The following is a 21,824-nucleotide window of genomic DNA, read 5'->3' on the forward strand; positions in this document are numbered from 1 at the left end:
ATACAGCTCAGCCGGCAGCCGAACCGGCCGTCAGCGGGCCGAGCGCGCTGCGCAGGTCACTGGTCTTGGGGACGCCGGAGATGCGGAACCGCTCCCGTCCCTCGGCGTCGAATACGAAGGTGGTCGGGAGTGACAGGACGTTGAGCTCTCTGGCCAGCGCCGGATCGGCGTCGATATCGATCTCGATATCGCGCGGCGGCTGCGGCGAATCTGCCAGGTCCCGGGTGGCGTCGGCGACCACTCGGCGCACGGCGGCGCACGGACCGCACCAGTCGGCGGAGAAGTGCAGTACGGCCGGCCCGGACCCGGTGACTCCGGCGGCGACGAGCAGATCGTCGCGCGTACCGGTATCGCGTTCCAGGGTGGCCGGGGCGGAGCGCAGCGCGCCTTCGCGCCGACGCAGGTAGAGGCCTACAGCCAGCCCGGCCAGCAGCATTACCGCCAGAATGGTGATCTCGATCATGGGCGCCGCAATCTGTTCAGGTCGATCGTCACATCTTCACCCCGGCCCTCGACCACGATATGGCCGCCCAGGGCGGTGACCTCGGTGGGCCGGATACCGAACGGGAGTTCCTTGGTATCGATGGTACGGGTGAACATCGCCAGCACTGCCGGGATGTCGACTTCGTCGACCACGGGTTCCGAGGGGACCGGTGAGATCTCCTCGGAGTACAGGCCGGTGGCCACGATCCGCACCTGGTCGCCGTCGAGCAGCAGGTCGGCCGCCACGCTGACCCGTTCCCCGGCGAAACTCGCGCCCTGCTGTCCGCTCGGCGCCGAGGGCAGCGTCCCGGTCAGTACCAGCGCGCCCGCCGTGGTCATCCCTGATCCGCCCGAACCGCCGGTGCCGTCTGATTTGTCCGCGGGCCGCGAATGGACCTCCAGATCGGGGATGCCGAATAGACGGCCGAGTTCGGTCGGCGCGACACGCATCCGGACGTCCACCCGGTCCACCGGCACGCTGCGCACCCGGCCGTCGACCAGATCGCTCAGCGGCAGTTTCATCCCGTGGAGGGTGGCCTCGAGACCTATCTCACCGGGTATGTCGGGCCGGACGCTGTCGGCTTTGATCTCGATATTGTCGTAGCGGCCGTCGAGCGCCTGCCGCAGGAAGGGGAAACCGTGGAAGGTGACTTCCGGGTCGGCGCTCAGGTCGGCGCCGACTTTCAGTGACCGGGACACGCGGTATTCCGAATATGCGGCCGCGCCGAAATCGACGACCACTGCCAATCCCGCGAGGCACAGCAGTCCGATGATCAGCTTCCGCATGGCATGCACCCTAGTGGACGCGCCGGAGCGGGCCCACGCACCGGTCGGCGGGCATCATCGTGCTCCGATCTACCCGGAATACGAGGTCATCGGGTCCGACGCGCTAATCTTGCAGCGATTACTTTGTGGATGAGCAACGTGGCGACGGCGACGAAGCTGGCTTTCGCGTAGCTACGAGATGGGAGGAGTGCTTGTGGAGCTGCTCCTGCTGACCTCCGACCCCGACCCCGAATCGGTTCTGCCCTCGTTATCGCTGCTCGCACACAATGTGCGGCCCGCGCCGACCGAGGTGGCGTCGTTGCTGGAGGCGGGTACCGCGGATATCGCGTTGGTGGACGCGCGTTCCGATCTGGCGGCCGCCCGCGGGCTGTGCCGGCTGCTCGGCAGCACCGGGTCGTCGGTGCCGGTGGTCGCCGTACTCACCGAAGGCGGTCTGGTCGCGGTGAACGCAGACTGGGGTCTCGACGATATTCTGCTGCCCAGTACCGGGCCCGCGGAGCTGGACGCCCGGCTCCGGCTGCTCGTCGGCCGCACCGGGGGTGCGGCCAGCCCGGAGAACTCCGGAAAGATCACCCTGGGCGAGCTGGTGATCGACGAGGGCACCTACACCGCGCGGTTGCGCGGGCGTCCGCTCGATCTGACCTACAAGGAATTCGAGCTGTTGAAGTATCTCGCGCAGCACGCGGGCCGGGTCTTCACCCGCGCTCAGCTGCTGCAGGAGGTCTGGGGCTACGACTTCTTCGGCGGTACCCGGACCGTGGACGTGCATGTCAGACGGTTGCGCGCGAAGCTGGGCAGTGAATACGAATCGCTGATCGGCACCGTACGCAATGTGGGTTACAAGGCGGTACGGCCCGCTCGGTCGTCGAACAAGAACGATCCCGATTCCCGGTCGGCGAACGGGGAGTCCGAGGGGGCGGAGACGGATTCGATGGCGCCGGTCAACGGCACTGTCCAGTGAGCCCGGCGGAGATGACCGAGTTCGAACTGGCGTGGAGCGAGCGCTCTCTGGGAGATCGCGCCGACCGGGTGCGCGCACTGCTGGACGCCGCGGCGGCGGCCGACGGTGTCGCGCCGGTGTCCGAGCAGGCTGTGCTCGGGCTGCGCCGTGAATCCACGGCCCGTCATCTGCTCGCACTGACCGGGGATACGGTGGCCGGCTACGCGAACCTGACGCCCGGCCACGGCGAGCATCCAGCGATGGCGGAAGCGGCGGTGGCGCCGCAGTATCGTGGCCGGGGTCTCGGGCGCGAAGTGGTATCGGCGGCGCTCGCCGCGGGAGGTCCCGGTGCGCGTATCTGGGCCCACGGAAAGTTGCCCGCGGCACAGGCGGTGGCAGACCGGTTGGGGCTGGTCGTGGCGCGCGAACTCTGGCAGATGCGACGCCCGCTGGCAACGCCGGAGCTACCTGATGTCGAGGTGCCCGACGGTGTCGTCCTCCGCACTTACGCCGGCCCGGCCGATGACGCCGAACTGTTGCGGGTCAACAACTCGGCCTTCGATTGGCACCCTGAGCAGGGCGGCTGGACCGGCGACGAGCTGGCGCAGCGCCGCGCGGAGGACTGGTTCGACCCGGCCGGGCTGTTTCTGGCCGTCGATGCCGAGCAGCCGGAGCGATTGCTCGGATTCCACTGGACCAAGGTCCATCGGGACGAGAACCCTCCCGCCGGTGAGGTGTACGTGGTCGGGATCGACCCGGCCGCGCAGGGGCGCGGGCTCGGCCGGCTGCTCACGTTGGTCGGGCTGCGCCATCTGCGCGACGCCGGACTGGGAGAGGTCCTGCTGTATACCGAGGCTGACAACACCGCCGCGGTCCGCACCTATCGCGGGCTGGGATTCGAACCGGCCCATATCGATATCGCGTATTCGTTGCCCGGTTGAGGTCCGGCGAGCTTTCCGGGCTGTGACCGCCGGGTGACTCGATGTCCTGTCGAGGCGGCCGAAACCGCTCCCGGGTGGGCGTGGAGTAACGACGCGGCAAACATCACACATTTCGGACGGGTTAGCGCCGGGCTGTTCACCTTCCGTTCACTTGCCCTGGTCCAGCTGTCCATCGACGCGACCTAGGTTGATTCTGGGCGCCAGTAGGTCGCCCGGTGTGCAAGTTCCCCGCGAACGGACGCACCGAAACACGCGCCCGGGCCGGTGAGGGACCGGGCGAGTAGGACGTATCCGGAGGACTGGAGTGAAGTTCAAGCGCAGCAGCGCCCTCGTCGGTGTGATCGCGGCGGTGACCCTGCCGCTGGCCGCCTGCGGCAGCGACGACAACGCGTCCGCGACCGGTGTCGAGGCCAACGCCGATGTCACCTGCGGTGGCGAGGAAGCACTCAAGGCGAGTGGGTCGTCGGCGCAGAAGAACGCCGTGGAGCGTTTCACCGCCGCCTTCGAGACCAACTGCGACGGCCAGACCCTCAACTACACCTCGAGCGGTTCCGGCGCGGGTGTCAAGGAATTCCTCGGCGGCCAGACCGATTTCGCCGGCAGCGACTCCCCGCTCAGCGAGAAGAAGGGCGAGCCCGCCGCGGCCGCGCAGCGCTGCGCTTCGCCCGCGTGGAATCTGCCGACCGTCTTCGGCCCGATCGCCATCACCTACAACATCGACGGCGTCACCGATCTCGCGCTCGACGGCCCGACCCTGGCGAAGATCTTCAACGGCAGCATCAAGACTTGGGACGCTCCCGAGATCAAGGCGCTCAACGAGGGCAAGCAGCTGCCCGCTGAGCCGATCAAGGTCGTCTACCGGTCCGACGAGTCCGGTACCACCGACAACTTCCAGCTCTACCTGGACGCCGCTTCCGAAGGCGCCTGGGGCAAGGGCGCCGGCAAGGTCTTCAACGGCGGCGTCGGCGAGGGCACTCAGGGCAACGAGGGCACCTCGGCCGCGGTGAAGAGCACCAAGAACTCCATCTCCTACAACGAGTGGTCGTTCGCCAAATCGCAGAACCTGTCGGTGACCCGGATCGTCACCTCCGCCGGACCCGCTCCGGTCGAGCTGACCTCCGCGACCGCCGCCAAGGCGATCAACGGTGTGAAGATCAAGGGCGAGGGCAACGACCTGGTGCTCGACACCTCGTCGTTCTACAAGCCGACCGAAACCGGCGCCTACCCGATCATCCTGCCGACCTATGAGATCGTGTGCTCGAAGTACGCCGACGGGGCGACCGCGACCGCTGTCAAGGCATTCCTGACCTCCGCCGTCACCAACGGCCAGGACGGTCTGGCGGACAACGGTTACGTGCCGATCCCGGAGGAGTTCAAGACCAAGCTGACCACGGCGATCAACGCCATCTCCTGATAGCGCGAATATGACAGTCAACCCAGAGGTAGCCGCCGCGGGCTCGTCAGCAGTGACGAGTCCGCGGAAGGTCGGAGACACTGCACCCATGTCGAGCGACCCCGAGAAAGCGCCGTCGCGCAACAAGAGCGGCGGCAACAGCCAGCGAGCCGAACTGATCTTCAAATCGCTGGCGACCACCGCGGCTGCGATCATCGTGGCATCGATCGCGCTGATCGCACTGTTCCTGCTGATCCGTGCGGTGCCATCGCTGCGGGCTGACCAGGTGAACTTCTTCACCAGCGCGGAGTTCAACACCGGTGACGCGGACAATCTCCGCTTCGGTATCCGTGACCTGTTCATGGTGACGGTATTGAGCTCCGCGTTCGCGCTGGTCATCGCGGTGCCGATCGGCGTCGGTATCGCTTTGTTCCTCACCCGCTACGCACCCAAGCGGCTCGCCAAGCCGTTCTCCATGCTGACCGATCTGCTGGCCGCGGTGCCGTCGATCGTGTACGGCCTGTGGGGTCTGCTGGTGCTGGCGGAGTATCTGAAACCGTTCCAGGAGTTCCTCAACCAGAACCTGGGTTGGTTCTTCCTGTTCGCCGACGGCAATGTCTCCATCGGTGGCGGCGGCACGATCTTCACGGCCGGCGTGGTGCTGGCGGTGATGATCCTGCCGATCATCACCTCGGTGTCGCGTGAGGTCTTCGCGCTGACCCCGCTGGCGCATATCGAGGCGGCTCAGGCGCTGGGCGCCACCAAATGGGAAGTCGTGCGGATGACCGTCCTGCCCTATGGCCGCAGCGGTGTCATCGCCGGTTCGATGCTCGGTCTGGGCCGCGCGCTCGGTGAGACCATCGCGGTACTGCTCATCCTGAAGATCTCGTCGAGCCCCGGCGCCTGGTCGCTGTTCGACGGTGGCTTCACCTTCGCGTCCAAGATCGCCTCGGCGGCGGCCGAGTTCAGCGCGCCACTGCCCACGGGCGCATATATCGCGGCGGGCTTCGTGCTCTTCGCGCTGACCTTCGTCGTCAACGCGCTGGCCAGGCTCGCGGCGGGCGGAAAGGTGAACGGCTGATGACCACCATGACCAGCCTCAACAAGCCGGTCAAGGCACCGACCTTCCGGAACGTGAGTACCGCCCGCCGGATCAAGAACAACCTCGCGACCGTGGTGTTCGCGCTGTGCTTCCTCATCGCTCTCATCCCGCTGACCTGGGTGCTCTGGATGGTGGTCAGCAACGGTATCGGCATCATCCTGTCGGCCGAGTGGTGGCAGAACTCGCAGAAGGGCGTCTTGCCCGATCAGACCGGTGGCGGTGTCTACCACGCCATCTACGGCACCGTCGTCCAGTCGGCGGTGGCCGCGGTCATCGCGGTACCGCTCGGGATCATGGCCGCCGTGTATCTGATCGAATACGGCACCGGTCGCTTCGCCAAGGTCACGACCTTCATGGTCGATATCCTGGCCGGTGTTCCCTCGATCGTCGCGGCCCTGTTCATCTTCGCCCTGTGGATCGCGACCCTGGGATTCCCGCAGAGCTCGTTCGCGGTGGCCCTCGCCCTCGTGCTGCTGATGCTGCCGGTGGTCGTGCGCAATACCGAGGAGATGCTCAAACTCGTTCCGGACGAGCTACGCGAAGCCTCCTACGCCCTCGGCATCCCGAAGTGGAAGACGATCGTGCGGATCGTCATCCCGACCGCCCTGCCCGGCATGATCTCCGGGATCCTGCTCGCGCTGGCGCGAGTGATGGGCGAGACCGCGCCGGTGCTGGTGCTGGTCGGCTACAGCAAAGCGATCAACATGAACATCTTCGACGGCAATATGGCTTCGCTGCCGCTGCTGATCTTCCAGGAACTGAAGAGCGCCGAGGACGCGGGCCGGCAGCGCGTCTGGGGCGCGGCGCTGACGCTGATCCTGATGATCGCGGCGCTGTACCTGGCGGCGGCGGCTGTCAACAAGTTCCTCACGCGGAACCGATAAGGGCGGAAACGGAAAACTGATGGCCAAGCGCATCGACATCAAAGACCTGAACATCTTCTACGGCAAGTTCCACGCCGTCGCCGATGTCTCGCTCAACGTCTTGCCGCGCAGCGTGACCGCCTTCATCGGTCCGTCCGGCTGCGGTAAATCCACTGTGCTGCGGTCGCTGAACCGGATGCACGAGGTGACCCCCAACGCCAGCGTCTCGGGTGCGGTCATGCTCGACGGCGAGGACATCTACGCTTCCCAAGTAGATCCGGTCGGCGTGCGGCGCACCATCGGCATGGTGTTCCAGCGGCCGAACCCGTTCCCCACCATGTCCATTCGCGACAATGTGGTGGCCGGCCTGAAGCTGCAGGGGGTGCGCAACAAAGGGGAACTCGACGAGGTCGCCGAACGCTCACTGCGGGGCGCGAACCTGTGGAACGAGGTGAAGGATCGCCTGGACAAACCCGGCGGCGGGCTCTCCGGCGGTCAGCAGCAGCGGCTGTGCATCGCCCGCGCCATCGCGGTCTCGCCGGACGTACTCCTGATGGACGAGCCCTGTTCGGCATTGGACCCGATTTCCACGCTGGCGATCGAAGATCTGATCACCGAACTGAAGAAGGAGTACACGATCGTTATCGTCACCCACAATATGCAGCAGGCCGCGCGGGTGAGCGATAAGACCGGTTTCTTCAATCTGGAGGCCCAGGGAAAGCCGGGTAAATTGGTCGAGATCGACGATACGGAGAAGATCTTCTCCAACCCGGGCGAAAAGGCCACCGAGGATTACATCTCCGGTCGCTTCGGCTGATCGGGCGAAGATCCGAAAAGGCCCGCACGTTTCCGTGCGGGCCTTTTCTTTATCGAGAGACCGGCCGTTCCTACTGATTCCAGACGCTGTTCTCGAACCTCCGGTCGGGGCTCGAGCCACCGGATTCAGGACTCGGTATCCTCGTCCGGCGGCAGCACGCCGGTGACCAGGAAGATCACCCGGCGGCCGATCTCCACCGCGTGATCGGCGAAACGTTCGTAATAGCGGCCCAGTAGCGTGATATCGACGGCCGCGGCGACCCCGTACTTCCATTCGCGGTCCATGAGCAGGGTGAACAGGTGACGGTGCAGATCGTCCATCGCTTCGTCGTCCTGGTTCAGTTGCGCCGCGCGTTCGGGATCGCGGGTTTCGAGCACCTCCTTGGCGCCGCCGCCCATACTCACCGCGATACGGCCCATCTCCGCGAAGTAGCCGTTGACGGCCTCGGGCAGCGTGTGGTTCGGATGCCGGCGCCGGGCAACCTTGGCCACGTGCAAGGCGAGGGTGCCCATCCGATTGACGTCGTTGACGATCTGGATCGCGCTCACCACCTGCCGGAGGTCGCCCGCGACCGGCGCCTGCAGCGCGAGCAGGGCGAACGACTTCTCCTCGGCATCGGCGATCATCTCGGCGATCCGGTCACCCTCGCCGATGACCTGCTCGGCCAGGGTCAGGTCGGCCTGGAGCAGGGCTTGCGTGGCGCGATCCATGGCCGAACCGGCGATACCGGCCATCTCGCCCAACAGGTGGGCGAGATCGGCCATTTGCTCGTTGTAGATGACACGCATGAAACAGAAGACTAGTTCGATGTGCTGACTACGTCACCAACAGCGGGTGAAATGCATTCGTCGGCCGCGACGGCGACCTCTATGCGCAGCCGTCGTCCGCCGCGTTGACATGTTCCAGATCGGACGGCAGCTCCACCGGCGCGGAGCTGGTCGTCGAGATGTTGGTGATCGGGTCACCGACCGGTGTCGGCTCGTTGACGGTCTGCTGGTAGTTCTCGCCCAGGACCAGCTCGACGATAGTGCCCAGTTCCTCGTCCAGTTCCATGACGGCGCCGGGGATGGAGCTCGCTACCGTAGCGGCTTCGGCCTCGTGCCCGGTGGAGTAGCGAACCTTCGTTTCCGCGGAGGTGCCGTTGGTGTAGTTATCCGGTTTGTAGATCCCGAAACCGACGTTGGCCAGTTGGCTGGCCGTCTCGTTCGCCAGCCCGGAGATACCTGAACCATTGGAGACCAGCAGCGAAAGGGTGCTGGGATCGACCGCGGTGAGGGACGGCGGAACCGGGGGCGCCGAGGTCGGTGGCGGCGCGGGGGCGGTCTTCTCGCCGGGCAGCGGCTGATCATCGCGGATCGCGCGGAAGATGGCCTGGATATCCGCGGTCCGGGGGATCTCGTTGCCGTAGGAGGTGGTGCCCGCGGTCGGGACGGTCAGGAAAGTGACCGCACCGGAACGAAGGTCCTGCAACGATTTGCCCAGCATCAGGAGGTCGTTCGGATCCACGTGGTCGACGAACGTCGCTTTGCTGAACGCCTGGATGAACCCGTTCAGTTTGCCCGGGTCCAGCAATATCCGCCCGGAGAGGGCGCCCCGCAGCAGCGACGCCAAGAACTTCTGCTGTCGGTTGATGCGGTCGTAGTCGCTGCGTTCTTCGCCGTAGACATGGCGAGCACGCACATAATTCAATGCGGTTGCGCCGTTGATCCGGTGCGTCCCCGCCTCCGGAAGAATGGTGCCCAGCATCTCGTCCTCCAGCGGGCCGGTGGCGCACACTTCCACGCCGCCCAGCTTTTCGACCATTTGTTCGAATCCGGCGAAGTCGATACCGATGAAATGGTTGATCGTGCTTCCGGTGAGACGCTGGACCGTGGAGAGCAGGCACTGAGGTCCGCCCAGCGCGTACACGGCGTTGAGCTTGCCGCCCATGGCCGAGTCGTAGACCTCTTCGGTGTAGTCGCGTTTGTCGTTGTCCCAGCCGTGGCACTCCGGATGCGTCACGTCCAGGTCACGCGGGAACGACACGATCACCACGCGCTGGCGATTCTGCGGAATGTGCACCAGCATCGTGGTGTCCGCGCGGGCGCCCTCGGCATCTTCCACGGTGCCCGCGCCGATCTCACCATTGGCGCCTGCTCGGGTATCGGCGCCGACGATCAAGTAGTTCTCGTCGCCCAGCTGGGCGTTCGCGTCGATGACATCGTCGTCGTTGTCGGAGAGCGCCGAGACCTGGGTGAAGCTGTTGTTGGTCGCACGCAGGTAGCTCCAACCACCACCGGTGATCAGCAGCGCGAGGACAGAGAAGAAGGCCACCGTGGCGCGGCTTGCGATCCGCAGCCGCCTGCTGCGCCGGCTCTCGGGGGTGTGCCGCCGTTTCGGCTTCCCGACCGTTTCCGGGGCGGCGGGCTCGGAGGTGGGCCAACCGCCGGTATCGGTCCGGCCGTTGATACGGGAGTCGTTCTCGTCGAGCGGGGCCAGTACATCGGTGACCGTCTCGGGGCGCTCCGCAGGCGCCGCTTTGCCGGCTTTGCTCCGCCGGGGTGTGCCCGATGGTTGCCGGGAACGTTTCGGCGCGGCTTCGCTACCCGGCCGGGGGCCGCCTCGGGTGGGGTCCGGCTGCTGCGGAACCGCGGTGGTCGGCTCGCCCGATTCCACCGGCGACGCCGCGGGACGCTGTCCAGTCGGTGGGCGTTTCGACGGATCCGGTCCGGATTTCGGGGGCGGCGGCACCGCCGGCCGGCCGTCGGTCGCCGGACGGGCCGCGTTCGGGCCGGGCGGCAGCTCCCCGCCGGGACGGGGACGCGGTTCGGTGGGCCGGCCGGGTGGCCGCGCCGGGCCGGGCTGATCCGGACCGGGTCGCTGCGGGGGCGCGGGTTGCTGGTTCCGGGCGGCAGGGGGTTGCGGTGGTCGGTCGGGCCGCCGTGGGGCGGGACCGCCGGCCGGACGATCCGCCGGACCCGGCTGGGCCACGGGCGAGGATCCGGTGGGCGGGCGAGCCGACGCGGGCGCACCACCTCGTGCCGGGGGCGGGGTCGGGCGGTTCGGTCGCCCGGGGGGCGGGCCCTCTGGACCGGGCTGTTCCGGCCGGGGCCGATGTTCGGCGTTCGGCCTCGGTCCTGGAGCCGCCGGACGCGCGGGGCGTTCGGCAGGCGGTCCCGTGGGCGCGCCATGCCGGGGCGCGTCGCCCTCGCGTCGCCGGACGGTTCGTTCGCTGTCTCGTTCGCTGTCCACCCGGTCGACCAGATCCTGAACCGTCAGCGGTCCGGGATTGGCCGGCGGCTCCGGCTGCCGTGGCCGACGAGCCCCTCTCGAGCCTTCCATTTCGGGGGACTCTCCCGTGGGATTCCGCTCCCACGGTGCGCGACCTCCGGGCCGTGGTGAACGCCCGTGCCGATCGTCACCCACCAATGAACCTCGCTTTTCCGCAACTCGCTGCCGCCACAGCCGTGCTCGAAAGGCTGCGCGGGATTCCGCAATGATAACGATTTCGCCTCTGAGAGCCACTCGGACATTACGAGCGGGCAGCAAACAGGATTAATGCTGGAAAGTTGCCCGAGGTCATGTTTCCATGCGGCGCGCGGCCGGTTCGGCTGCCGGAGGCGTCGGCGTGTCGACTCGGGTCAGCCGCCGCTGTGCATCACATCGGCGCCCGCCGGCACGGTCCGATCGCCGGGATCGTCCAGCCAGCCGTGCGGGAGCGCGACCTTCCCGGGAGACCCCTGCCGGCCCCGCGGTCCTTCGGCGTCCTTGGGGAACGGGACGGTGGGATCGAGCTGCGCGACCAGGGTGTCGAGCTCGGCCAGCGTGGACACGGTGGCGAAACTGCGCCGCAGGTCGGCGCCGAGCGGGAACCCCATGAAGTACCAGGCCATATGTTTGCGCAGGTCCCGCATCCCCTTGTCCTCACCATGGTGTTCGGCGAGCAGCCCGGCGTGGCGTGCCAGGATCGCGCCGACTTCACCGAGCGTCGGCAGGGTCGGCGCGGGCTGTCCGCGCAGGGCGGCGCTCAGCTCGCCGAACAACCAGGGCCGGCCCAGGCAGCCGCGCCCCACCACAACCCCGTCGCACCCGGTCCGCGCCATCATCGCGACCGCGTCCGCGGCGCTGAAAATATCCCCGTTGCCCAGTACCGGAATGGTGGTGACGGCCTCTTTCAGACGCGCGATGGCGGACCAGTCGGCAGTACCGGAATAGCGCTGCGCGGCAGTGCGAGCATGCAGCGCGACGGCGGCGGCGCCCTCGCTCTCGGCGATGCGGCCGGTATCCAGATAGGTCTGGTGGTCGTCGTCGATCCCGATACGGAACTTCATGGTCACCGGCACACCCGCCGGCTCGGCGGCCCGCACCATTTCCCGGACGATCGCCGCGAACAGGTTCCGCTTGTACGGCAGGGCGGCCCCGCCGCCGAGCCGGGTCACCTTGGGGACCGGGCAGCCGAGATTCATATCGATGTGATCGGCCCAGCCCTCGCCGACGATGATCCGGACCGCCTCGCCCAGGGTCGCCGGGTCCACCCCGTACAACTGCATCGACCGGGGCGATTCACCCTCGTCGAACGACATCATGTGCAGCGTTTTCTCGTTGCGTTCCACCACCGCGCGGGCGGTGATCATCTCGCAGACGTAGATCGCGGTCGGGCTGCCGAACTCCCGGCAGAGCTTGCGGAAAGCCAGGTTGGTGATGCCTGCCATCGGGGCGAGGACAACCGGCGGATCCACCGGGTAGGGGCCGATCCGCAAACGTGTCTCCTGCGCCAGCTGTGTTTGCACAGTGTCCTATTTTCCCTGGAGCGTCCGGTCCGGTCACTGTCGGGTGCCTCACCGCCGCCGACTCATGGCGAGCACCCGGCCCCCGAGCCCATTTACCCGGGTCGTGAGTCGCCCGCACTGTGATCTGCGAAGCGTTGCGGGCAGGTGCCGGCCGGGCGCGGCGCGGACGGGCGTTAGCCTCGTGTCGCCGGACCCGCCGGCCGCCCGATTTCCGCTGGATACACCGCCCGGGCCCGCACCCCGGATCGGGAGCAATCGAAAAAGGACGCGATCACCTATGGCCGAGCACACCGACGACACCGGAACCGACCCCGCCACCGAGAAACCGGCGGCGCCCGGCGGACGCCCCGGCACCGTATCGATCAGGGTGTCCAGCCTGGTCCGCGCCGTGCTCGTCGCGGTACTCGCGGTGGCGGCCGTGGTCTTCGCCGTCCTCTACTTCACCGCACGCGGCGAACTGGCCGAGAGAGATCAGCGCGCGGCCGACGACAGCCGTGCCGAACAGCTGGCCACCGACTACGCGGTAGGCGCCGCCACCGTGAACTTCAAGGATCTCGACGCCTGGATCACGGGCCTCAAGAAGAACACCAGCCCGCAGCTGGCGGGCAAATTCGATGAGACCGCGCCGAAACTGGAACAGATCCTGGTGCCGCTGCAGTGGACCTCGACCGCCCAGCCGATCACGGCGAAGCTCATGTCCGAGCAGGACGGCATCTACAAAGTGAACGTGTTCGTCGACGTGACCTCGACCAACGCGCAGAATCCGGCCGGCACGCAGACGACGGTCACCTACACCGTGACCGTCGACGAGAACTCCGGCTGGCAGATCACGGATGTAGGCGGAGTCGACGGCGCCCTACCGATGAAGTGAGCTGTGTCTGATTGCGTCGCCTGTGGCGCCGCGGGTCGGGGCCCTTGTCAACCCCGGTTCTTCGCTCCGGCGCTCTGTCGCTCCAGAACCGGGGCGGGCCCCGACCTCGAGGGTGGACCATACGAGGTGGACCAGGGGTGTGGGTGGAGGTGCATTTGTATGGTTTCCTCCGCGAACAGAACGAGACCGCCGGATTACCCCGGCGGTCTCGTTCTTCGGGTGTTTCGGAGCCTCAGCTGTTCGCGGTGGCGAAGGCCTTCTCGCGTTTCGCTGCCTCGCGGGCGAGCATCCGGTCGCGCTGTTCTTCGAACTTGACGACGTCGCCGGACAATTTCTCCAGGAAATCGGCGAGCCGTTCCCGGGTCTGTTCGCCGTGGGCGGTGAAGTCGGTACGGCCGAACACATCCCATTTCTTGAGAACGGGCTGCACGACCTCTTCGAGGTGCTGGCGCAGATCGTAGATACCGTGCTTGGCCATGAGCACACCGTTGCGGCGGAAATTCGGCATTCCGGCACCCGGCATCTGGAAATTCTCCAGAATCAGTGTGATCGCGTCCAGCGCCTGATCCGGGCACAGGTCCAGGGCCGCGCCGCACATATTGCGGTAGAAGATCATGTGCAGGTTCTCGTCGGCGGCGATGCGCTGCAGCATCCGGTCGGCGATGGCGTCGTCGCAGACTTTGCCGGTATTCCGGTGCGAGACGCGCGTGGCCAGCTCCTGGAAGGTCACGTAGGCGACCGAATGCAGGAAACCGGCGTCGGCCTCGGCGGGCGAGGCGAACCCGTTGGTCATGTGGATCATGCGGGCCTGCTCCAGCGCGACCGGGTCGACGCCGCGGGTCACCACCAGGTAGTCGCGCATGGCGATGCCGTGGCGGTTCTCCTCGGCGGTCCAGCGTCCGACCCAGGTGCCCCAGGCGCCGTCCTGGGAGAAGTTCTCGGCGATCTCGCGGTGGTAGGAGGGCAGGTTGTCCTCGGTGAGCAGGTTGGTGATCATGGCGGCTTTGGCGACTTCGCTGAGCTTGGATTGCTCGGGGTCCCAGTCCTGTCCGCCCATCGCGGCGAAATTGCGGCCTTCGTCCCAGGGCACGTAGTCGTGCGGATGCCACTCTTTTGCCAAGGAGAGGTGCCGGTTGACGTTCTGCTCGGCAACCGGCTCCAACTCTGTGAGCAGCTCGAGTTGAGTCAGATCCCTAGCCATGTAATCAAGCCCTTCATCTGTCGCGTTCGTGCGGGTCACCTGTTCAGACCGTTGCCGATGCGGCCCTACCTTACGGCACCGTAGGTGTGATGCGAAACGCATCCGACCGAGAAAGAGTGCACGTTGGCGCACGTGTTTCTGCCACGGGCGGTCACTACCGAGTGTATGACCCAAAACTCGGTCATGTGGCTATCGACCTGGGAACCGAGGGTGTTAGCCGCGGTGGGAAATGGCACATCGAGGAGGGGTCGGCGGGTGTGGACCGCGATCGGTACGAGGCGGGAGGGGGCTGATCACGACATTCTTTTCTGTGGGAATGTGCGCGCGAGGAACCGGTGGCACCGCGCCAGATCAAGATCGAACGGATCAGCGCCGGTCACAGCGGTCGCGAGGGCAGGACTGGGCGAACTCACAGCTCCGACCCGGCGGTGTGACGATTCCGGGCGCCCGGTTCGTGACCGGGCGCCCGAGGTGCCCCCACCAGGGCTCGAACCTGGGACCTGCGGATTAAAAGTCCGTAGCTCTACCAACTGAGCTATAGGGGCGCGCGGGCAAGTGTAATGGGAGGGTCCGGTTTTCTCGTAATCGGGCGGTTACGCTGGTGCTTTCCGTCACCCGCCCCGGCCGTCCGGGTGGGGCGCCGAGCGGCCGGCGGGGGGAGGTCGGGGCGTCTCGTGGCCCGGTCCCGCATGGTTCGGCGGACCGAAACCATACCCAGGGGTTCCGAAACACGGTACCGGCCGCATTGTTGATACAACGGGTAGCACGATACGATCCAAATATGTTGGATACCAATGCCTTTGGATCGGTAAAGGCAGAGTTCTCGCAATTGTGGGGTCCGGGGGCTCGCGTCCCGGAGTGTCGCGGGCCGCTCGGCGCCCGGGGGCGAGACGGTATGCATCGAGGGGTCGGAGTGGCCGGCTGAGTATCGGTCCGGACCCTGTCCGAGTGGTCGAACATCCTGCGTTACCAGGGGATTCGAGCGGCCAGACGGTAGTCGCGAATCGTGGTGCGTGCACGAAATCCGAGTGCTGGAATGGTAACTCGCTCCATCGGTTTGCCGCATGTCGGTACTCGATTCCGAGTAGCGTTACGGGTCAGCGAATTCGGGGTGTGACTTGGGTCGACGCTGTGGGAGGCGGATCGGGGACGACGTACAGCGCAACAGAAAGCCCGGATGCGCACCCCCTGCGGCGCACCCGGGCTCACAAACTATACCAGCCGGTGTGTTTCTACCTCCGCCTAGGTTCCGTACCAAAAGTTCGATATAGGTCAATAAACCGACCAAAGGTCGGGATACAACAGGATAAGTTCGCGACGTCGGCCCGCTCTACAAAAGCAGCTGCACGGTCGCGGGCATTCCGTGGGTGGAAATCCGGCGGATTGCACAAGGCTTCGGAGGCGTTTCGAGCATGGCACGGCAGCAAGAGCGGGCCCGTCGGACACGGGCAGCAATTATCCGGTCCGCCGCCGTTGAGTTCGGGAAGAGCGGCTATGCCGCGGCTTCGCTCAACCGCATATTGGAAGGGTCGCGAGCGACCAAGGGCGCCATGTACTTCCATTTCGACTCGAAGGAAGACCTGGCGCGGGCCGTGCTCGATTCGGCCATCGAGCGATACAGCACCACAATCGACCGCTGGCTCGTGCGCGTAGACCTGGGGCCGCTCGATATTCTGCACGGCGTCTTCGACGAGATCGCGCTGCGGCTCGTGCACGACATCATTGTCCAAGCAGAATTCCGGCTCGTCATCGATCCCGGTTTTCGTCGGCAGGGTCACGGCGGCTGCCGGATGTTGTCCTCGACCATCCGGAACCTGACCGTCGGGGCGATCGAGCAGGGCCAGCTGCGCCCGGATACCGACCCGGACCGTTTCACCCGTACCCTCGCCGGTGCTCTCATCGGCCAGGTCTATATCGCCGATGCCCACGGCGGTGATCCGGATCTGCGGACCCGGTTTCGGGAGGCGCTGGAAGTCGTGGTGCAGGCCACCTGCACCACGGAATGGGCGACGGGTTTCGTGCGTTCGGGGTGGCGCGCGAGCGCGCGCCTGGAAGAACTGGGTTCGCCCACCTGACCAGCAGATTTGGGAATTGTGCGTACCCTGTCATAAGCTATGCGAGCTCCCAACGGACAGCCGTTGAAAGCCGGTCCGGAGAAATCCGGGACGAGCCCCCTTCGTCTAGCGGCCTAGGACGCCGCCCTTTCAAGGCGGTAGCGCGGGTTCGAATCCCGTAGGGGGTACCACTCACGAAAGTGGGTGGCACACAGCAAGGCCCTGTGGCGCAGTTGGTTAGCGCGCCGCCCTGTCACGGCGGAGGTCGCGGGTTCGAGTCCCGTCAGGGTCGCCAGTGAATGCCGGAGTGATCCGGCATTCATCGGATGGCATTCGTTCCGGGTGCCTGCGGCCAGGTAGCTCAGTTGGTACGAGCGTTCGCCTGAAAAGCGAAAGGTCGCCGGTTCGATCCCGGCCCTGGCCACAATCAACCCCCTGATCATCGAGATCGGGGGGTTTCTGCTCGTCTGGACCCGGTGCGGATGCGATGCTGGGGTCATGGCCGAACGGTGGTACTACTGCTTGAAGCATCAGCGCGCCGAGCGGGGGCGTCAGTGCTGGTTCCGGGACCGGATGGGGCCCTATCCGGATCGAGCCACCGCCGAACGCGCCCTCGAGATCGTGCGGCAGCGCAACGCTACCCAAGATGCGGCGGACCGGACTTGGCGCGAGGGCGACTGAATCTCGCCCGAAAACGGCGGATTGTCCTGCATCTGGACGCTATGACCGGTGCGCTGCATTCCCTGGTGGGCGGTTGGGCTACCGTTCACGGGTAATACGTAGCGACGCTCGCGGCCCGCTTGACCGGCTGTGGGGCGAGACCAGGTAAACAGGGAGGGCGACCCTTGAGGGTTACCGTTGTTGTGCCGACCTACAACGAGCGGGAAAATCTGCCGGTGGCGGTGGAGCGGCTGACGGCGCTGCCCGTGCCCGATCTGCACATACTGGTGGTGGACGACAACTCCCCGGACGGCACGGGTGAGGTGGCCGACAAGCTGGCCGTCGACCTGCCGAACGTCGTTTCGGTCCTGCACCGGACCGAGAAGGACGGTCTGGGGCGCGCCTACATCGCCGGCATCACCCAGGCCCTCGACGAGGGCGCGGATGTGGTCGTCCAGATGGACGCCGATCTGTCCCATCCCGCCGAGGTGATCCCCGCCATGCTGGAGGAACTGACCCGGCCGGGGACGGGAGTGGTGCTCGGATCCCGCTACGTGCCCGGCGGCTCGACCGCCTCGGAATGGAAGTGGTACCGCAAGGCCCTTTCGGCCTGGGCCAACTTCTACGTGAACGGCATCCTGCGGCTCGGGATCAAAGACGCCACCGCCGGTTTCAAGGCGTGGGAAGCCGATACGTTGCGCGCCATCGATATCGGCACGATCCGCAGCAACGGCTACTCGTTCCAGGTCGAGATGAACTATCGAGCGAAGAAGCAGAGCATCGGTATCGCCGAGGTGCCCATCCGATTCGAGGAACGCACGCTGGGCGCCTCCAAGATGAGTCTGCGGGTGCAGCTGGAATCGGCGCTGATGCCGTGGAAGCTGCTGTTCGGGCGTACGCTCTGACCCGGTTCACGCGGGCCAGTCGCGCAGTGTCTCCAGGTACTGCTGCCGGACCTTCGCGACCAGATCGTCCATGCCGGACGGATCCCACGCACTGATATCGATGGGCGGCAGGATCGCCACGTCGACTATGCCGGGCCGGGCGATCATCGAATCGCGGCGGCCGATATCGGCGGCATTGCGGATCACTACCGGGATCACGGGTACTCCCGCCTGTGCGGCGATATGGAAGGCGCCCTTCTTGAACCCGCCCGGTTGCGCGGTGTAGGAGCGGGTGCCCTCCGGGGCGATCGCGATGGACAGGCCCGCGCGCAGGGTGTCCACCACCGGAGCCAGCGAGGCTTTGGCGCGGTCGGTGTTCGAACGGTCGATGAAGGTGACGCCGACGAATCGCATGAGCGGGCCGAAGATCGGGTGCCGGATGAGTTCCTTCTTGCCGACACCGGTGACGCCCGCGCCGAGGACGGTGGGCACGATCAGGACATCGAACTGACTCTGATGGTTGAAGAGGAACACCGCGGGCCGTGGGCTCCGGGCGTGCTCCGCGCCGGTGACCCGCAGCCGGATTCCGCACAGCCGCAGCGGCCAGCCGGCGCCGTATCTCATGAGCGCGTCGGCCATGGCCCGGCGGTCGCGTGTGTAGGACTTGCGCAGGATGCCGAACAGCGCGCCACCGAGCAGCGCGCCCAACCCGAGCAGTGTTCTCAGGAAGTCGGCGGGGCGCGGGGTCGTGCGCGGGCCGACCGGGGGCACCGCCCAGCCGTATTCGGCTGCCGCCGCGGCGAGAACGGGGTCGGGCGCTATCGGCGTCGGTTTTCCCGCGCGCGACAGCAACGGGAGATCGGTGGCGCTACCGGAATAGATGTGGGAGCGGCCGAGGTCGATCCCGTGGGTCGCCGCGAATTCGGATACCGCCGCGGCCTTTTCGGGGCCGTACAGCACTTCGCCCTCGATCTGCCCGGTCAGCCGGTCGGCGGCGACCGCGAAGCGCGTGCCGAGCACATGGGGGATTCCCAGCGCCGTCGCCGCGGGCCGCAGCTGGTATTCCGCTGCGGTTCCGGTGAGCACCACTGTGTGCCCAGCGGCGATATGTTCCTGGACCAGGCGCCACAGTTCCGGCCGCAGCCGGTCGTACCAGCTTCGTTTGAACAGCCTTTCACCCAGCGCGGCCATTTCGGCCGGGGTGCGCTCGGCGCTGGCACCGGCGGCGCGCTCGAGCATATCGGCCGCGGCGCTCGCGCCGCTGTGACGCAGTTGGTCGAACAGGGCTTCGGTCAAGTGGCGATCGGCGCCGCGGAACCGCCGCGCAGGCGCCGATTCCAGCTCCGCGATCGCCGTCAGATCGAAGACGGCGCCGATTTCCGCGCCGCGTGGCCCGGATCGGATCGCCGCGACCGCTGTGTCCATATCGGTGCTTCCGGGCACCGGGGGGACCGTGCGTTCACCGTGCGAGCTCTCGGTTCCGGTTTCGCTCATCGTGTTCGTCCTGCCGCGAGATTCGAGGGGTCCAGGGCCGCGGCGCGGGAGATGCGGATGCCGATGGTGCGCAGGCGTTCGGCGAACTCACGACGGCGCTCGGCCAGATCGGCCGCGGACTGCTCCGATGCCGGGTCGGCGGGCTCGAGGAGTCCGCGATTGCCGGCGAGTTTCCACGCGCTGCCGAAGAGTTCGGTGGATACCGACTCCGTACTGTGCAGCCGCTGCTGGAGCAGCATCTGCCTGCCGACCGAGACGCATTCGTCCACGAATTCCTTCTTATCGATCTCGGCGGTCGGTTCCCGCGCGGCCAGCCGTTCGGCGACCACGAGTTGCGCGTCGAAGAAGGAGCGCAGCACTCGGTGGGCCATCACGAAACCGGTGTCGGTGAGGGCGGCCAGGATCTCGCTGCCGAGGGTATCCCGGGGCCGGGTTCGCCAGCTGGGGTCGACCAGCAGCATCTCCGCGGTGATCCGTTCGGCGAATTCGGACCGATCCGGGAAGAAGAACTCGAACTTGAGCAGGTCGCGCAGATCGAAGGCTTCGTCCCAGGCGATACTCAGGGCGTCGGAATCCGGCCCGACGGCCTTATCGGCCGGATCGTCGGGGACCGCGTCGACCGCGGCCAGGATCGCCAGCTCCAGGATCGCCCGGTTCACGAACCAGTGCACCGCGCTGTTGCGGTAGAAGGCGGCTTCCAGGTGGGCGCCGGGTTCGATCGCGTACACCGGCTCCACGCCGCTGCGATAGATGGTGACGACCTTCGCGAGCGATAACTGCTCCAGCGCGACGGCCAGGCTCTGCTCATCGCGCAGCTTCGCGATCTCGCCGCGCGGCAGATCGCGCTGCTCGACATAATCCAGCACCGGTGCGAGGACTTCCTGTACTTCGTCCCGGGTCAATGCGCGCTGGTGCACGCCCAACAGGGCCAGCGAGACCAGGGCGTTGACTGTGATCGGCGTGACCCGGTTGATTCCCACCGCCACATCGAACGCGAGTTTCTGGACGGCCGCGCGTTCCTTCTCACCGACGTCGCCGCTCAGGGGTTCGAGCTCCGCCGCCGCCGGGGGCCGGCCGGTGGTGTCCGTACGGTGCAGCGGGATGCGGACCGGACGGACGGCGAGGGGGTCGCCGTGCGCGGCGAGCCTTTCCCGCGCCGAGAGCGGCGCCCCGAATCGCACGTAGACATGCCCGGCCGAATGCTGCTGGTTGCGGACATAGCGCGCCAGCCAGGCCAGACCCTCGGATTTCTTGCGACCGCCCACCTGCTCGTCGGCGATCGCGCCGAGCTCGTTGAGCCGTTCGTAGGTGATCGACACCGGGACGAGGAGCGCGTCGGCGATCCGTTCCTGCCGTACGGCCGCGGCGAGATAGTTGAGCAGGCCGTAGCGCGGCGGGCGGAGTTTTCCGGTGCGGGTGCGGCCCCCCTCGAAATACCATTCGAGGTTGAACCGCCGCGACATCAGGTAACCGAAATACTCTTCGACCACTGCCTGGTACACGGTGTCGCCGCCGAAGCTGCGCCGGATGAAGATGGTCCCGGTGCGCCGGGCGATCGGACCCATCGGCCAGAACCGCAGATTCGCACCGCCGACGACGTGGTTGGGCGGGAAATCGTTGCGGGCCAGCACATCGCCCAGCACGAACGCGTCCACGTAGGAGCGATGCGAGGGCAGGAACACCAGCGGGTAGCGCCGGTTGAGTTCGCGCAGCGCGGCCAGGCCGGATTCGTCGCAGTCCACCTTCCAGGTCGACGCGTGGACGGGACGCATGGCCTGGGTGAACAGGTCCGAGACCGTCCGGCTCTGTGCGGCGACCAGTTCGTTCAGCGCTCTCTCGGCCCGCCTGTGTACCTCCTGCGGGTCCGTCCCGGATTCGTCGGCGATCAGTTCGAGCCGGCGCAGGAACTCCGGGGAGTCCAGGATCTCCTCGGTGACCAGTCGCGGCACTTTGTACCGGTCGCCGATCACAGTGCGTTCGGCGCGTTCGAGCGCGACCACCGCGGCGCGCACCACCGCGCGCGCGAACGGTTCGGTCGCACCGGTGTGATGCAGCGCCGCCGCCTCTGGATTGTTGGCCCGCAGCTCGCTGAGCCGGGCCGGGCTGCCGGTGAGGACCAGATGCCGGTCCGGGGAACGCGCGACCAGACGGCGCTGCGCGAGCCGGTTGGGCCGGCGGGGGTTGGTGAGCAGGGCCAGATCGCTGAAGGTCACCCGCCGGACGCCGTCGCGTTCGGGGGGCAGCCACAGTACCCGGATCGGCACCACCAGCGGGTCGTCGGTGCGGCCGGTGAGTCGGTCGGCCACGGCGCCGGAATCCAGATCGAGCTGGGTCACCGGGGCGCCCACGCCCAGTTCGGCGGCCAGTCCACCGTCGGCGATCCAGCGCCCGATGAGTTCGCGTTCGGTGCTCGAGGCCGAATCGACCAGGGCTACCACTGATTGCGGCGGATGGTCGGATGCGGTGGGGGCGCCGGCGCGGTGCTCGATCATGGTGTGTGGATCCTCTGCGTCGGAGGGGGGTGATTGTTACCCCGCGTCTGTGCGAACTCCGCGCGACTCCTTCG

At 66.9% G+C, this 21,824-nt stretch carries 18 protein-coding genes and 4 tRNA genes; 13 read left to right on the forward strand and 9 right to left on the reverse strand.

All coding sequences use genetic code 11. The features are described from left to right. Positions 1–7 precede the first annotated feature (7 nt). Together OG804_RS25240 and OG804_RS25245 are read right to left on the reverse strand one after the other, a co-directional pair. Positions 8–463: a thioredoxin family protein gene (locus OG804_RS25240; protein WP_328390540.1), complete on the reverse strand. Its 456-nt coding sequence runs from the start codon at positions 461–463 to the stop codon at positions 8–10. Continuing rightward, complete coding sequence (locus OG804_RS25245) at positions 460–1,269, reverse strand: LmeA family phospholipid-binding protein (protein WP_328390542.1); 810 nt, start codon at positions 1,267–1,269, stop codon at positions 460–462. The genes OG804_RS25240 and OG804_RS25245 overlap by 4 nt, the downstream gene beginning before the upstream one ends. A 193-nt stretch (positions 1,270–1,462) precedes the next feature. Here OG804_RS25245 and OG804_RS25250 point away from each other — a divergent pair, with 193 nt between their 5' ends. The 6 genes from OG804_RS25250 (at position 1,463) to pstB (ending at position 7,325) form a co-directional block, all read left to right on the forward strand. Then, a complete protein-coding gene (locus OG804_RS25250) occupies positions 1,463–2,230 on the forward strand; it encodes a winged helix-turn-helix transcriptional regulator (RefSeq protein WP_328390544.1) in 768 nt (255 codons plus the stop codon). A gap of 11 nt (positions 2,231–2,241) precedes the next feature. Further along, entirely contained in the window at positions 2,242–3,150 is a 909-nt protein-coding gene (gene mshD / locus OG804_RS25255) for a mycothiol synthase (protein ID WP_328390546.1), read from the forward strand. Positions 3,151–3,454: 304 nt separating this feature from the next. Next, positions 3,455–4,564: a phosphate ABC transporter substrate-binding protein PstS gene (pstS, locus tag OG804_RS25260; RefSeq protein WP_328390548.1), complete on the forward strand. Its 1,110-nt coding sequence runs from the start codon at positions 3,455–3,457 to the stop codon at positions 4,562–4,564. Between the two features lie 88 nt (positions 4,565–4,652). Further along, entirely contained in the window at positions 4,653–5,624 is a 972-nt protein-coding gene (gene pstC, locus OG804_RS25265; RefSeq protein ID WP_328390550.1) for a phosphate ABC transporter permease subunit PstC, read from the forward strand. A gap of 8 nt (positions 5,625–5,632) precedes the next feature. Next, positions 5,633–6,529, forward strand: a complete 897-nt coding sequence (pstA, locus tag OG804_RS25270) for a phosphate ABC transporter permease PstA (RefSeq protein WP_328398735.1) — start codon at positions 5,633–5,635, stop codon at positions 6,527–6,529. 19 nt (positions 6,530–6,548) lie between these two features. After that, positions 6,549–7,325: a phosphate ABC transporter ATP-binding protein PstB gene (gene pstB, locus OG804_RS25275; RefSeq protein WP_328390552.1), complete on the forward strand. Its 777-nt coding sequence runs from the start codon at positions 6,549–6,551 to the stop codon at positions 7,323–7,325. A gap of 125 nt (positions 7,326–7,450) precedes the next feature. Here the strand turns inward: pstB and phoU are convergent, their stop codons facing one another. The 3 genes from phoU to dusB all read right to left on the reverse strand — a co-directional run bounded on the left by phoU (position 7,451) and on the right by dusB (position 12,094). After that, complete coding sequence (gene phoU, locus OG804_RS25280; RefSeq protein ID WP_328390554.1) at positions 7,451–8,113, reverse strand: phosphate signaling complex protein PhoU; 663 nt, start codon at positions 8,111–8,113, stop codon at positions 7,451–7,453. 79 nt (positions 8,114–8,192) lie between these two features. After that, positions 8,193–9,980, reverse strand: coding sequence for an LCP family protein (locus tag OG804_RS25285; RefSeq protein WP_328390556.1), 1,788 nt, complete (start codon positions 9,978–9,980; stop codon positions 8,193–8,195). A 965-nt stretch (positions 9,981–10,945) separates the two neighbouring features. After that, complete coding sequence (gene dusB / locus OG804_RS25290) at positions 10,946–12,094, reverse strand: tRNA dihydrouridine synthase DusB (RefSeq protein WP_328390558.1); 1,149 nt, start codon at positions 12,092–12,094, stop codon at positions 10,946–10,948. Positions 12,095–12,371: 277 nt separating this feature from the next. Here dusB and OG804_RS25295 point away from each other — a divergent pair, with 277 nt between their 5' ends. Further along, complete coding sequence (locus OG804_RS25295; protein ID WP_328390560.1) at positions 12,372–12,965, forward strand: hypothetical protein; 594 nt, start codon at positions 12,372–12,374, stop codon at positions 12,963–12,965. A 232-nt stretch (positions 12,966–13,197) separates the two neighbouring features. On the opposite strand, the gene OG804_RS25300 is transcribed toward OG804_RS25295, so the two are convergent. Both OG804_RS25300 and OG804_RS25305 read right to left on the reverse strand, forming a co-directional pair. Then, positions 13,198–14,166 carry an acyl-ACP desaturase gene (locus OG804_RS25300; RefSeq protein ID WP_328390562.1) on the reverse strand — a complete coding sequence of 323 codons (969 nt, stop codon included), beginning with the start codon at positions 14,164–14,166 and terminating at the stop codon, positions 13,198–13,200. Positions 14,167–14,638: 472 nt separating this feature from the next. Then, positions 14,639–14,711 (reverse strand) — tRNA-Lys (locus tag OG804_RS25305). Between the two features lie 867 nt (positions 14,712–15,578). On the opposite strand from OG804_RS25305, the gene OG804_RS25310 reads away from it, so the two are divergent. The 6 genes from OG804_RS25310 (at position 15,579) to OG804_RS25335 (ending at position 17,785) form a co-directional block, all read left to right on the forward strand. After that, entirely contained in the window at positions 15,579–16,241 is a 663-nt protein-coding gene (locus tag OG804_RS25310) for a TetR/AcrR family transcriptional regulator (protein ID WP_328390564.1), read from the forward strand. Between the two features lie 94 nt (positions 16,242–16,335). Then, a tRNA-Glu gene (locus OG804_RS25315) sits at positions 16,336–16,411 on the forward strand. Positions 16,412–16,438: 27 nt separating this feature from the next. Continuing rightward, positions 16,439–16,515: transfer RNA gene (locus OG804_RS25320), tRNA-Asp, on the forward strand. Between the two features lie 55 nt (positions 16,516–16,570). Beyond that, positions 16,571–16,644: transfer RNA gene (locus OG804_RS25325), tRNA-Phe, on the forward strand. Between the two features lie 74 nt (positions 16,645–16,718). Continuing rightward, entirely contained in the window at positions 16,719–16,901 is a 183-nt protein-coding gene (locus tag OG804_RS25330) for a hypothetical protein (RefSeq protein ID WP_328390566.1), read from the forward strand. Between the two features lie 164 nt (positions 16,902–17,065). After that, a complete protein-coding gene (locus OG804_RS25335; RefSeq protein ID WP_328390568.1) occupies positions 17,066–17,785 on the forward strand; it encodes a polyprenol monophosphomannose synthase in 720 nt (239 codons plus the stop codon). A gap of 6 nt (positions 17,786–17,791) precedes the next feature. On the opposite strand, the gene OG804_RS25340 is transcribed toward OG804_RS25335, so the two are convergent. Together OG804_RS25340 and OG804_RS25345 are read right to left on the reverse strand one after the other, a co-directional pair. Further along, positions 17,792–19,258 carry an HAD-IB family hydrolase gene (locus OG804_RS25340; RefSeq protein WP_328390570.1) on the reverse strand — a complete coding sequence of 489 codons (1,467 nt, stop codon included), beginning with the start codon at positions 19,256–19,258 and terminating at the stop codon, positions 17,792–17,794. Further along, positions 19,255–21,750 carry a glycerol-3-phosphate 1-O-acyltransferase gene (locus OG804_RS25345; protein ID WP_328390573.1) on the reverse strand — a complete coding sequence of 832 codons (2,496 nt, stop codon included), beginning with the start codon at positions 21,748–21,750 and terminating at the stop codon, positions 19,255–19,257. The genes OG804_RS25340 and OG804_RS25345 overlap by 4 nt, the downstream gene beginning before the upstream one ends. Positions 21,751–21,824: the final 74 nt, after the last annotated feature.

It is taken from the genome of Nocardia sp. NBC_00416, assembly GCF_036032445.1.
In the GTDB taxonomy this organism is placed as follows: Bacteria; Actinomycetota; Actinomycetes; order Mycobacteriales; family Mycobacteriaceae; genus Nocardia.

Bases quoted from the DNA above. Each gene is read 5' to 3' on its own strand.
- OG804_RS25240 (WP_328390540.1), bottom strand. From the start codon at position 463: ATGATCGAGATCACCATTCTGGCGGTAATGCTGCTGGCCGGGCTGGCT.
- OG804_RS25245 (WP_328390542.1), bottom strand. From the start codon at position 1,269: ATGCGGAAGCTGATCATCGGACTGCTGTGCCTCGCGGGATTGGCAGTG.
- mshD (WP_328390546.1), top strand. From the start codon at position 2,242: ATGACCGAGTTCGAACTGGCGTGGAGCGAGCGCTCTCTGGGAGATCGC.
- pstC (WP_328390550.1), top strand. From the start codon at position 4,653: ATGTCGAGCGACCCCGAGAAAGCGCCGTCGCGCAACAAGAGCGGCGGC.
- pstA (WP_328398735.1), top strand. From the start codon at position 5,633: ATGACCAGCCTCAACAAGCCGGTCAAGGCACCGACCTTCCGGAACGTG.
- pstB (WP_328390552.1), top strand. From the start codon at position 6,549: ATGGCCAAGCGCATCGACATCAAAGACCTGAACATCTTCTACGGCAAG.
- phoU (WP_328390554.1), bottom strand. From the start codon at position 8,113: ATGCGTGTCATCTACAACGAGCAAATGGCCGATCTCGCCCACCTGTTG.
- OG804_RS25295 (WP_328390560.1), top strand. From the start codon at position 12,372: ATGGCCGAGCACACCGACGACACCGGAACCGACCCCGCCACCGAGAAA.
- OG804_RS25300 (WP_328390562.1), bottom strand. From the start codon at position 14,166: ATGGCTAGGGATCTGACTCAACTCGAGCTGCTCACAGAGTTGGAGCCG.
- OG804_RS25310 (WP_328390564.1), top strand. From the start codon at position 15,579: ATGGCACGGCAGCAAGAGCGGGCCCGTCGGACACGGGCAGCAATTATC.
- OG804_RS25330 (WP_328390566.1), top strand. From the start codon at position 16,719: ATGGCCGAACGGTGGTACTACTGCTTGAAGCATCAGCGCGCCGAGCGG.
- OG804_RS25340 (WP_328390570.1), bottom strand. From the start codon at position 19,258: ATGAGCGAAACCGGAACCGAGAGCTCGCACGGTGAACGCACGGTCCCC.
- OG804_RS25345 (WP_328390573.1), bottom strand. From the start codon at position 21,750: ATGATCGAGCACCGCGCCGGCGCCCCCACCGCATCCGACCATCCGCCG.